The organism is Nocardioides sp. NPDC006303 (genome assembly GCF_040613175.1).
In the GTDB taxonomy this organism is placed as follows: Bacteria; Actinomycetota; Actinomycetes; order Propionibacteriales; family Nocardioidaceae; genus Nocardioides.
The window spans coordinates 1-11,587 of record NZ_JBEXRR010000074.1 but is presented as its reverse complement, the minus strand read 5'-3'; the positions used below and the strand labels follow the sequence as shown (position 1 = coordinate 11,587).

Here is an 11,587-nt window from a genome sequence, read left to right as displayed (position 1 = left end):
GTCGGCTCGTCCTGACGAGCCGACTCGGCTCTGTTTTCGGTCAGGACGAGCCGACTCGGCCTCAGTCGAGGACGCGGTGGGCGATCGCGATGCGCTGCAGGGTCGTCGGGTGGGAGCCGAACCACCACTGCGACCATGCCTGCGGGGACGGGTCGGAGAGCGAGCGGGCGCCGAGGTCGTGCTGCAGCCGGATGAACGACTCCAGGTCGCCGGTGGCGTGGAGCGCGTCGACATCGGCGCGGGCCTCGACGTGTCGGCTGAGGCCGTTCTGGATCGGCATCGCCAGCACGCTGGCCAGCGCGAAGACCGCCATCAGCATCGGGACGGCTTCGGGAGTGGCGTACTCGTCCTGGCGGCGGTAGGACAGCAGCAGGCCCAGCAGACCGACGCCGGCGACCGCGCCGGCGGCACCGATGACCGTGCCGACCAGGACGTCGTCGTGCTTGGCGTGGGCGAGCTCGTGGGCGACGACGGACAGGACCGCCCCGCGCGCGGCGGCGCCCCGCTGCGAGTCGACGAGGTTGTCGTAGAGGACGACGCGGCGGGTGGAGCCGAAGCCCGTGACGTACGCATTGAGCGAGGTCGTACGCCGGGAGGCATCGATCACCAGGACGTCGTCGAGCTCGACGCCCTCACGCTCGGCGATCGCCATCACCTCGGTCCGGAACTGGCCGCGTTGCAGCGGCTCGAAGTCGTTGAACAGCGGCTCCATGACGACCGGGTAGACGAACGAGCCGACCACCACCAGGGCCGCGACCAGGGCGGCGGCGACGGCTGGCCACCAACGCCGGGCTAGACGGATGCAGGCGAAGAGGGCGAGCAGGGCAACGGAGGTGGTTACGATGCCGACGACCTGGTTCAGCAGCGAGTCGCCCAGCCAGGGTCCCCACGCCTGCCGGGAGAGCCCGTAGCGCATCTGCAGCCGGTGGATGGCCACCCCGAACGGCAGCGTCGCGATCCAGCCGAGCAGGGTGACCACGGCGACGGCGAGCACCACCCGCAGCAGCCATGGTCCGCGCAGCCGCGCCACCAGACGCCGGCCCAGCGAGGTGAACCCGAGCACGCACGCGACCACCAGCGAGACGACGAGCGAGGCCCGGCTGATCCAGCGAGCGGTGCCGGAGTAGGCCAGCATCCGCTCCAGCTCCTCGGGCGTGAACACGTCTCGCTCGTCGGGCAGGTCGAGCGCGCCGCCCGGGTAGGGATGCCACGGGATCAACGTCCAGGCGAGCACCACGAACGCCACCGCCCCGAGGACGAGAACCACCCAGGACGTACGCCGCGTTGCACTCACGCCGCCACCTCCGTAGCGCAAGCGCCAGGATACGGACGCGGCGGCGTGTCATACGCATGGTTCGCTCGCTGACGCTCGCTCACTTCTGCCCCCGTCATCGAGCCGAGTGTGACAGATGGGTCCGCCAGCGCGCGGTCAGCTCGTCCTCCCCGAAGCCGAAGCCTGCCTGCAGCGCCTTCTCCAGCCCGATGCCGCGCCCGGTCTCCTCGTAGAGGTCGACCAGGGCCTGCTCGCCGCCGGCCTCGGCGAGCACCTCGCAGGCGAGCCAGGCGGCTTCGTACTCGGCGCCGAAGTGCTCCGAGCGGGTGTTGAACTCAGCCTTGCCCGGCAGGTGGTCGGGGGCACCGTTCTCGCGGACCTGGGCGAGGATCTGGCCGGCGGTCTTGGACAGCGGAAGCTTGGTGTCGCGTAGCGCGACGTAGTCGGCGAAGCCCTCGACCAGCCACATCGGCCGGCCGGTGTTGGTCGCGGCGTCGGTGGCCGCGTGCGTGGCCTCGTGCGTGATGACGATCTGGGCGCCGGGGGCGTCGAGGTCGCCGATGACACCCTGGTTGACCCACACGTGCAGCGGGGTCCCGGCCTTCGTGGACCCGTCGACGGTCGCGGTCACCGCCGCGACGGCGGCGTAGGTCCCCGGCTGCGCGCCGAGCGCGGAGTCGAGGCCGTTCGCAGGCACCTCGAGGACCAGGCGCGGGTCCTTCCAGGGGATCACCTTGCGGACCCCGGCGACAGCGGTGGTGGCCAGCTCGGCGTAGCGGTCGGCGACGTCGGCGGACGCCTGGGCGACCACGAGGGTGGAGCCGGTGCGGCGCACCTCGACCGGGCCGCTGAGCCACAGCGGCAGCCGGGTGCCCTGGCCCGCCGAGAACCCGGTGATCGCGCCCTCGGCGTCGAAGCCGACCTTCAGCTCCTCGGTCAGCTCCGGGTCGCCGGGCGTGCGCCAGGACATCTCCACGTCGGCCGTCCAGGAGCCGTCCGGCTCCACGTTGTCCGCCTCGGCGAGGTACCTCGCGGTGACGTCCTCGATGCCGATGGCCTGCGCGTTGCGCAATGCCACCGAGGCGGCGTTCTCGCCGTCGGGCTCCGCCCCCTCACGTACGCCGTCGACCAGCTCATCCAGCGAGGCCCGGGCGCCTTCGGTGTCGGCGCGCACGACCGGCGCGCTGCTCGGGGTCGGCGCGACGTACTCGCCCCCGCCGGTCAGCCGCCAGCCGACGAACCCTGCGAGCAGCATCACCAGCACGAGGCCGGCCCCGATCAGGGCCGGACGGGAAAGAAGAGAGCCGACCGTTCGCACCTGCGAACGATCGGCCTCTTCGGGGTGCTGGGTCAAGCTCAGCCCGGGCGGACGGCGCCCGTGTAGGGCATCTCGTCCATCGGGGAGACCTTCACACCGGTGCTCGGGTTGGACGCGTGCACGATCATGCCGTTGCCGATGTAGATGCCGACGTGGCTGATCGGGCTGTAGTAGAAGACCAGGTCACCGGGGGCGAGCTGGTCGCGCGAGACCTGCGGTCCGCTGCTGTACTGCGCGGAGGAGGAGTGCGGGAGCCCGACGCCTGCCTGGCCCCAGGCACCCATGGTGAGGCCCGAGCAGTCCCACGACTCGGTGCCGGTGGCGCCGTAGACGTAGGCGTCGCCGACCTGGGCGAGGGCGTAGTCGACAGCCACCTTGGCGCGGCCCGAGGGCGGCGGCAGGTTGGACGGGATGCTGGTGTCGGTGGACTGGAACTCCTCCAGCTCATCGGCCTCCAGCTCGTCGAGCTCGGCCTGGGCCGCCTCGTACTTCTTGTCGATCTCGCTCTTCTTCTGCTGCATGGTCGTCTTGACCTTGGCCATCTGGGACTTGGCGTCCTCGGTGGCCTCGCGGCGGACCTGGAGGGCCTCCGCCTCGGTGTTGTACCGAGCGAGCAGGTCGGCCTGCAGCGCGTTGTAGGACGAGACGGTGGAGAGACCGGCGAGGAACTCCTGCGGGTCCTCGGAGGTGATCACCTGGCCGACGGCAGAGACGTCGGAGCCCTCGAACTGCCGCAGCACGGAGTCACGGAGCTCGGCGCGGATCTTGTCGAGCTCCTTGCTCTGACGCTTCTCGTCGGAGCTGAGGTCGTCGAGCTGGTCCTTGAGGTCCTGAAGTCGCAGCTTGGCGTTGCTGTAGTCCTCGTTGGCCGCCTCGGCCTGGGTGTAGAGCTTGTCGACCTTCTTGCGAACGTCGTCGATGTCAGGGTCTGCCTGGGCGGGGGTCGCTGCGGGAATGATCCCGGCGACACCGATGGCGGCGATGCCGGCTGCTCCGGCAATGAGTCGCTTCCGGTCGCGTGTCACGAGCGGACGGTCTCCTTGTGTGTAGTCGTTGACGCCTACCGGGTGAGCTGACGGGTTCAGGCACGACCTGCCTTACCACCGCTCCTCGATCTGGTCTCCCAGATCGCCCTTGCGGCGGATGCACCCCAGGTGATCGCACTCCGTTTCCGCGGCGTACGACCGGTGTGGTTCCCCGGCTCCTGGCCCGCCCCGAAGCGGGCCTGGACTAAGCGCGACACTCGCGTGGGCCGGTTGACCCACTTCCACGAGCGCCAAGTTCCTGCGCACACTAGCCGACGGCATCCCCCACCTGCCAACCACCCACGCCCAAAAGTTCGGCTACATCCCTTCCACCATGCGCAGCGGCGGAACCAGTCCACCCTCGGCCAGCACGTCGAGCGCCCGGCGCTCGTCGTCCTCGATGGTCAGCTCCGGAGGCGGCCCCAGAAGCACGGTGACCACGCAGTCGTGGCACGCCAGTCCCCGCACGAGGCAGGTGTCACAGTCGATTCTCGTCGTCATGTTGTGACGGTCTCACCGAGCACCGACATTTTTGCTTTCGTCCGGTTGCGTCCGGCGTGTCACCACCATCGCAGCACGGTATTCGAGGCGGCGATCGCGGACCGGGTCCCTACACTTGGAACATGGAGGTCTCCGCGTACGCGACGCTCCCCGACACGGTCCGGGGGCGCATCGTCGCGCTCACGGCCGGGGTGCTTCCCGACCTGGTGCGCCTGCCGCCCGCGCTCAAGCGGATCGCCGACTTCGCGCCCGCCCGGCGGGCCAAGGCCGGCGGCGCGATGATCGCCTCGGTGCTCGAGAGCGACGACGAGGTCCGGGAGAAGGTCGGCAGCCAGCTGCGACCGGCGTACGTCCCCGAGGGCTCCTCCGACGACGTGGTCCTCCCCGAGGATCCGGCCGAGGCGGCCGCGGTCGTCTGGCTCATCCGCCCCGACGGCTGGGAGGTCTCGCTCAAGGAGGCTCTGGACCGGCTGGAGGCCGCCGCGGTGCCGGTGGTCGACGCCGAGGTGGCCCGGCTGCGCGGCAAGCTCGCCGCGGCCGAGGACGAGCTCCGCGAGGTGCGTGCCGACCGCAAGGCCCGCCTCGACGACCTCAAGGCCGACAACACCGCCCTGCGACGCAAGCTCGGCGAGGCCCGGGCAGCCGCCCGTGAGGCCGGCACGGGGCTGGACGAAGCCCTGACCGAGGCCCGCACGGCGCTCGCCCGCGCCGAGGACGAGCTCGCCGCACGTGACCGCCAGCTGCGGCAGCTCCGCAGCCAGATCGACAAGCTGGAACGCGAGGCAGCTGCCGAGCGGCGTACGTCCAAGACGGACCGCGAGGACGCCTCGCTGCGCGCCCGGTTCCTGCTCGACACCCTTCTCGACGCGGCCGGCGGCCTGCGTCGCGAGCTTGCGCTGCCGCCGGTCACCGGCACCCCGGGCGAGCGGGTGGAGGCCGAGCTGGCCTCCGCGGACGCCGCCGCCGGCGCCGGCGTCACCAGCAGCACCCACCTCGAGCAGTTCCTTTCGATGCCGAGGGTCCGGCTGATCGTCGACGGCTACAACGTCTCCAAGGCCCTGTGGCCCGACTCGGCGCTCGATGCCCAGCGGCTGCGGCTGCTGCGCGCGATCGCGCCGATCGCCGCCCGCACCGGTGCCGAGACGACCGTCGTCTTCGACGCCCACTCCGCATCCGTACGCCCCACCGCGGTGCCTCCGCGCGGCGTCAAGGTCCTCTTCTCCCCCGAGGGCGTCATCGCCGACGACGTCATCCGCGACCTCGTCGACGCCGAGCCCGCGGGCCGCGTCATCCTGGTCGCCACCGACGACGCCGAGGTCGTCAAGGACGTACGCCGCGCCGGCGCCCGCACCGTCCCGCTCTCCTCGCTCTCGCCCCTGCTCGGCTGATCCAGCAGGGTTCCTGCGCCACACCGGCCTGATTCGATAGGTTCTCCCGACGTTCGAATCATCGGGAGTGGGAGACCAGCGCGTGCGGCACACCCTCAGCGCGATCGCCAGGATGATCCTGTGCGCCGCGGGATTCGTGATGTCCATCTACGGCAGCGTCCAGCTCAACGCCCTCAAGTCGCCGGGATTCCGCGAGCTGCTGCACGAGTCGAGCTTCTGGGTCGCCGCCGTCGGGGGCCTGATGACCGCGATCGCCTTCGAGGCGATGCGACGGGCGCAGGTCCCTGCAGCGCCCGCTCCGCAGCCCAGTCCCGTCATGCCGGTCACACCCGTCACGCCCATTGCCTCTGATGAGCCCGCGAAGGACCAGAGGGACGAGCGACCCGCCGACCAGGCCGACAAGCTGAGCCTCGTCGAGGTCGTCGGGCTCGCCGCGGGCGGCGTCATCGGATCGGGCTGGCTCCTGGCCGTTCCCACCCTCCACGAGAGCCTGGGCGAGGCCGCACTCCTCGGCTGGGCCGCCGGCGGCGTACTCATGCTCACGATCGCGGTCGTGATGGTCGAGTTCGGGCTCATCTCCCAGCGCACCGGCGGGCTGCTGTTCCACCCGCACGACGCCTTCGGGCCGCTGGTGGTGATCATCCTCGCGGCCTCCCTGTGGATCTCGTACGCCATCAACCCGGCCGCCCAGGCGGCAGCGGCTGTCAACGGGCTGGCCGAGATCGTCCCCGCCCTGGCCGGCGAGGGTGGGCTCACCAGGGTCGGATCGACCCTGGCGGTGCTGGTGACCGCCGCGATCATCGCCTTCGTCCTGCTGCCCCGACGGTTCGTGCTCCGTACGAACGCGGCCCTGACGCTGCTCAAGATCGCCATCCCGGTGGTCTTCGTGGTGTGCCTGGCGCTCGCCGTCCCCGCTCCCCTCACCGGCCCCGGACCGGCCGCCGGGCCGACGTCGACCGGCGTGCTGAGCGCGCTGATCACCAGCGGCGTGATCTACGCCTACATCGGCTTCCAGGCGCCCCTCGATGTGACCGGCGAGGTCCGTGGCGGCCGTCGCGAGGCGGCCAGGCGGGTGCGCTGGGCGGTCTACGGCACGGTCGTCGGCTCGTTCCTGCTCTACTCCGCCCTCCAGCTGGTCTACGCCGAGCACATGGCCGGCTCCGGGGCCGAGCACGGCACCTCCTACGCTCGCCTGACCGACGCGGCCACGCTGGCCGGGGCGCCGCTCGACTGGCTGGTCGTGCTGGTCCGGATCGCCGCGATCCTGGCCCCGATCGGGTCCGGCATCGTGTTCACCTACGCCCTCAGCCGCGAGGTCTACGCGCTGAGCGCGGAGAGGTACGTCCCCAGCGGCCTGCACGAGCCGCGGGCATCACGGCTCCCCGGCCGCACCGGCGACTCCTTCTGGCTGATCCTGCTCGTGAACCTGGTGCTCGCGCTGGTCGTCCTGGTCGCGGTGGGTGGCGACTGGCAGACCCTGGCCGTGCTCAACACCATCCCGATCCTGATCCTGTACGCGGTCACCTGCGTCGTCCTGGCCGTGCGCTCCGACCTGCTCGGGTCGGGGGCCCAGCGGCTCCTCCCGTTCGCGGCGTACGCAGCCTTCGTCGCCATCGCGCTGGTCGTCAACGAGTCCGCGTGGGACCGGGTGTGGAAGGGCGTGGCGGTGATCGGCTGGGGATCGCTCGTCCTGCTCGTGCTCCCCTGGCTCCATCATCTCCGGGTTCCCGGCCTGGGCTGGTACGACGCGAAGAACCACGGCGCACGCCTGGTCTCGCGCGACCCGGCGAACCGCCCGTTCGTCGTGCTGGCGCTGTACCTGGTCGCGCTGACGCTGCTGAGCGCCGTCCGCCACCGGATCGACGACGACTCCGTGTGGAGCGTGTGGAGCCTGCGCGCCCTGGTGATGATCGTCGCCTCGGGCGCGTTCGTCCTCCTCGTTGGTGCGGGGCGCCGCTACCTCAGGCAGACCCGGCTCACGACGACCCGGCCCTGACCCACTCGGCCTCCTCCTCCTGGCCGGCGGCGACCAGGGCCTCCACGACCGCATCGACCCGGGCCCGGTCCTGCCACCGCCCCACCGAGCGGCGCAGAACCCCGGCTCGGCTCGCCTCGGGATAGCGGTGCAGGCGCAGCCGGGTGGTGATGCCGACGATGTCGGTGGGGGTGACGCTCTGCGCTTGGTCGAGATAGCGGATCAGCAGCCGGTCGGCCGTGCCGGCGAGCTCCTTGCTCAGGAGCTGATGGGCGGTCTCGGCGATCGTCGGCCCGGCGCCACGGCGGTTGATCGCCTCGTCGGCGAGGTGATGCCAGGACGTCCGCACCGCGTCGGTGAACCCGGCCGACTCGAGGGCGGCGAGGCACTCGGCGTACCAGGCGACGTACGTCTCCTCGGTCGGTGCCGGGTAGACGAGCAGATCCTCGGCCAGCCTCCAGCCGACGTCGGCGGCGACGGCCGACCGGCCCCGCCTGCCGACCCGGGAGGGTACGTGCCCGAGCAGACCCACGATCTCCTCGGCGGGGCGGAGCCGGACCAGAGTCGCGGCGTGGCGTCGAAGGTCCTCGCCCAGCGTCCTGCCGTGGCCGTCGGCGAGATAGCCGGCGATGCCCTCCACGACGGCGGACGCCATCGGCTCGCGGTCCGCGCCGTCCGGCGTGAGCACCCAGTGGAGAAGCTTCCGAGTCGTCTCGGCGGACGGCTGCGCCCACGACCAGCGGTCGAGGAAGTCGCCGAGCCGCTCGATGTGGCCGCTGTGGGCGAGCGCGCGGACGAGCATCGCCGCCTGGGCCTCGTCGCCCTCCTCCATGAGGGTCTCGCAGATGCGCTTGAGGTTCATCGGCGTCGCGTCACCGGCCATGGCTGCGAGGAGGCTGTCGCGGCCGGGTCCCCGGCTGCCGCGCAGCAGCAGCACCACGTGCTCGCGCGCCTCCTCGGCGTTCTCGCTGCCGTCGAGGCGCAGCTTGAACCAGTCCTCGAGCACGCGCCCGCCCGGGCACAGCTCCCAGAACGCCGCGACGAGATCCTGCTGCTGAGCGGGACCCGGCGCCCGGCCGAGGTCGCCGATCGCGCCGAGGGTGCGCCAGAGCAGGTCCAGGGCGATCTCACGCAGCCTCGGGCTGGCGTACAGCGCGACGTAGAGCAGGGCCTTGTCGAGGTTCGAGCGACCGCTGGCCGGGGCCGCGAACTGCTTCACGGTGTCGTTGACCAGGTCCGGCGCCCCGAGCAGGTGCAGAGCCCGGAGGAACCGGGCGATGTCGGGGACGGTCCGCTGACGGAGTACGTCGTGGATGACGGCGTACGCGATGGAGGCGTCGTGCTCGGTCTCGATCGCGAGCCGGGCGGCGTCCTCGGGCGGGCGGTGCAGCGCGGCGGCCGCGATCAGGATCACCCGGTCCGCGGCGGACTCCAGCGAGGTCGCCACCGCGGCCAGATCACCGTCCGCGAGCCGGCCGTAGGCGTGCAGCGCCTGGACCGCGATCGCCGGATGGCCCTGCGTACGCAGCTCCGCGAGCCAGGCCACGAACCGGTCGACACCTTGGGCCGAGACCCGGGCGAAGGCGTTGTCGATCAGCTTCTGGGTGTTGAGGACCTCGTCGGCCTTGGCGCCGTCGAGGACCGTGACGTACTCGACCAGGCCGGCCAGATCGCCGGTCAGCGTGTCGAGCACACGTTCGTTGAACCGCAGCGCCGCGGTCTGCCCGTCCTCGCTCAGCAGCGTCCTGGCCTGCTCGCCGGCCTCGGCCGGCTCGACCTGCAGCGAACCCGAGCGAGCGAACCACCTGGCCCAGGGCCGGTCCTCGTTGCCAGACGTCGACCCCTCGGTGCCGCTGTTTCTCGCCGCGATCGCCCACACCTCCCATGTCGGTGGCCACACCCTAGTGGCGAAGGACTGTCGGCGGCACTCGCTAATGTGTTCGCATGAGCAGTGCGGCGGTGAAGGAAGCGCGCAAGGAGATGCGGGCCCGTGCCGTGGCACGTTGTCAGCGCGAGCAGGCCACCGGAGGCTGGGAGGCCCAGCGGGGCTTCGACGAGCTCGGCAGGCCGCTGCGCGACCTGACCTTCTGCGTGGTCGACCTGGAGACCACCGGCAACAGCCCCGACAACGGCGGCATGATCACCGAGATCGGCGCGGTGAAGGTGCGCGGCGGCGAGGTGCTGGGCGAGTTCCAGACCCTCGTCAACCCCCACACCGGCATACCACCCTCGATCGCCGTGCTGACCGGGATCACCAACTCGATGGTCGCCTCCTCCCCCACCATCGAGTCGGTGCTCCCGGCGTTCCTCGAGTTCGCCGAGGGCTGTGTGCTGGTCGCCCACAACGCCCCCTTCGACGTCGGCTTCCTCAAGCACTTCGCCGCCAAGCAGGAGCGGCCCTGGCCGCGTTTCGAGGTGCTCGACACGGTGAAGATCGCCCGCCGGGTGGTCACCCGCGACGAGGCGCCCAACCACAAGCTCGGCTCCCTGGCCAGGGTCTTCGGCTCCCCCACGACCCCCAACCACCGCGCCCTCTCCGACGCCCGCGCGACGGTCGACGTCCTCCACGGCATGATGGAGCGCCTCGGCAACATCGGCGTGCAGACCCTCGAGGACCTGGCCGTCTTCTCGGCCAAGGTCACCACCGCCCAGCGCAAGAAGCGCCATCTGGCCGAGGACCTGCCGCACGCCCCCGGCGTCTACCTGTTCAAGGACGACAAGGGTCGGGCGCTCTACATCGGCACCTCCAAAGACCTCCGCACTCGCGTACGCACCTACTTCACCGCCTCCGAGACCCGCTCCCGGATGGGCGAGATGGTGGGGCTGGCCGCGACCGTGCAGGGCATCGAGTGCGCGACCGCGCTCGAGGCCGGCGTGCGCGAGTTGCGGCTCATCGCCGAGCACAAGCCGCCCTACAACCGCCGCTCGCGACGCCCGGAGAAGATGCACTTCGTCAAGCTCACCCAGGAGCCGTGGCCCCGGCTGTCGCTGGTCAAGCAGGTGCTCGACGACGACGCGGACTACCTCGGCCCGTTCGGCTCCAGAAAGGTCGCTGAGAAGGCGCTCCAGGCGCTGCACGACACCTTCCCGATCCGGCAGTGCTCCGACCGGCTGCCGCTGCTGCCGCGCAAGACCCCGTGCGTCCTCGCCGAGCTCCACCGCTGCCTGAGCCCGTGCGACCAGAGCGTCCCGTCCGAGACGTACGCGGCGCTGGTGTCCCGGGTCCGCGAGTCGCTCCTCCACCGGCCCGACGAGGTGGTCGAGACGGTCACCGAGCGGCTCACCGGCCTGGCCGAGCAGGAGCGGTACGAGGAGGCCGCCGTCCACCGCGACCGGCTGACCTCCTACCTGCGCGCCGCCGCGCGCACCCAACGGCTCACCGGCCTGACCCGGCTGCCCGATCTCACCGCGATCCGGCGTGAGGACGACGGCCGCTGGGCGGTCCACGTCGTCCGTCACGGGCGCCTCGCCGGGGCCGGGGTGATCCCGCGTGAGGCCAACGCCCACGCCTACGTCGCCGACCTCCAGCTCAGCGCCGAGACGGTCTTGGCCGCCCCCGGTCCGGTGCCGGCCGCGAGCGCCGAGGAGACCGAGCTGGTGCTGCGGTGGCTGGAGTCCCCGGGCGTACGCCTCGCCCACGTCGAGGGCGAGTGGACCTGTCCGATCGGCGGTGCGGGCCGGCGGGCAGCGGCACTCTAGGAGGATCCGCTAACGTGACCTGCGTGATCACAGCGATCGTCTTCATCAATGCCGAGGTCTCCCAGATCCCCGAGGTGGCCGAGGCCGTCGCCGCCATCGACGGCGTCAGCGAGGTCTACTCCGTCACCGGCCAGATCGACCTGATCGCCCTGGTGCGCGTCCGTGCCCACGAGGATGTGGCCAACGTCGTCGCCGACAAGGTCAACAAGGTCCCCGGCGTGCTCGAGACCGAGACCCACATCGCCTTCCGCACCTACTCCCAGGTCGACCTGGAAGCCGCCTTCTCCATCGGCCTGGACTAACGGGCGCAGCCCGTCGGGTGTCGCCGAGTCGGCGCAACTGCACGCCTTGGAGCGAAGCGAAGCGAGCGAGGTGGCGCGCGATCAACCCGCCCAAGGCGGACGGCGC

At 71.4% G+C, this 11,587-nt stretch carries 9 protein-coding genes and 1 riboswitch; of the genes, 4 read left to right on the top strand and 5 right to left on the bottom strand.

What is annotated here, in order from left to right; translation table 11 throughout:
- Nucleotides 1-61: 61 nt before the first annotated feature.
- The 4 genes from ABZY89_RS29195 to ABZY89_RS29180 all read right to left on the bottom strand — a co-directional run bounded on the left by ABZY89_RS29195 (nt 62) and on the right by ABZY89_RS29180 (nt 4,117).
- Entirely contained in the window at nt 62-1,294 is a 1,233-nt protein-coding gene (locus ABZY89_RS29195; protein ID WP_355232676.1) for a M48 family metallopeptidase, read from the bottom strand.
- A 94-nt stretch (nt 1,295-1,388) separates the two neighbouring features.
- Nucleotides 1,389-2,591, bottom strand: coding sequence for a hypothetical protein (locus ABZY89_RS29190; protein WP_355232675.1), 1,203 nt, complete (start codon nt 2,589-2,591; stop codon nt 1,389-1,391).
- Nucleotides 2,592-2,629: 38 nt separating this feature from the next.
- Entirely contained in the window at nt 2,630-3,616 is a 987-nt protein-coding gene (locus ABZY89_RS29185; RefSeq protein ID WP_355232674.1) for an NlpC/P60 family protein, read from the bottom strand.
- A 17-nt stretch (nt 3,617-3,633) separates the two neighbouring features.
- Nucleotides 3,634-3,838, bottom strand: a riboswitch (cyclic di-AMP (ydaO/yuaA leader).
- Nucleotides 3,839-3,934: 96 nt separating this feature from the next.
- Nucleotides 3,935-4,117, bottom strand: a complete 183-nt coding sequence (locus tag ABZY89_RS29180; protein WP_091049976.1) for a hypothetical protein — start codon at nt 4,115-4,117, stop codon at nt 3,935-3,937.
- A gap of 122 nt (nt 4,118-4,239) precedes the next feature.
- On the opposite strand from ABZY89_RS29180, the gene ABZY89_RS29175 reads away from it, so the two are divergent.
- Together ABZY89_RS29175 and ABZY89_RS29170 are read left to right on the top strand one after the other, a co-directional pair.
- Complete coding sequence (locus tag ABZY89_RS29175) at nt 4,240-5,505, top strand: NYN domain-containing protein (protein ID WP_355232673.1); 1,266 nt, start codon at nt 4,240-4,242, stop codon at nt 5,503-5,505.
- 82 nt (nt 5,506-5,587) lie between these two features.
- Complete coding sequence (locus ABZY89_RS29170) at nt 5,588-7,501, top strand: APC family permease (protein WP_355232672.1); 1,914 nt, start codon at nt 5,588-5,590, stop codon at nt 7,499-7,501.
- On the opposite strand, the gene ABZY89_RS29165 is transcribed toward ABZY89_RS29170, so the two are convergent.
- Nucleotides 7,482-9,380, bottom strand: coding sequence for a hypothetical protein (locus tag ABZY89_RS29165; RefSeq protein ID WP_355232671.1), 1,899 nt, complete (start codon nt 9,378-9,380; stop codon nt 7,482-7,484). The two genes, ABZY89_RS29170 and ABZY89_RS29165, sit on opposite strands and share 20 nt — an antisense overlap.
- Nucleotides 9,381-9,424: 44 nt before the next feature.
- On the opposite strand from ABZY89_RS29165, the gene ABZY89_RS29160 reads away from it, so the two are divergent.
- Both ABZY89_RS29160 and ABZY89_RS29155 read left to right on the top strand, forming a co-directional pair.
- The gene (locus tag ABZY89_RS29160; protein WP_355232670.1) at nt 9,425-11,179 is read left to right on the top strand and encodes a DEDD exonuclease domain-containing protein; all 1,755 of its coding nucleotides are present in this window, start codon (nt 9,425-9,427) and stop codon (nt 11,177-11,179) included.
- Between the two features lie 23 nt (nt 11,180-11,202).
- Complete coding sequence (locus ABZY89_RS29155) at nt 11,203-11,481, top strand: Lrp/AsnC ligand binding domain-containing protein (protein ID WP_141803873.1); 279 nt, start codon at nt 11,203-11,205, stop codon at nt 11,479-11,481.
- Nucleotides 11,482-11,587 lie beyond the last annotated feature (106 nt).

Coding starts and splice junctions, on each gene's coding strand:
- ABZY89_RS29180 (WP_091049976.1), bottom strand. CDS start 4,117: ATGACGACGAGAATCGACTGTGACACCTGCCTCGTGCGGGGACTGGCG.
- ABZY89_RS29175 (WP_355232673.1), top strand. CDS start 4,240: ATGGAGGTCTCCGCGTACGCGACGCTCCCCGACACGGTCCGGGGGCGC.
- ABZY89_RS29160 (WP_355232670.1), top strand. CDS start 9,425: ATGAGCAGTGCGGCGGTGAAGGAAGCGCGCAAGGAGATGCGGGCCCGT.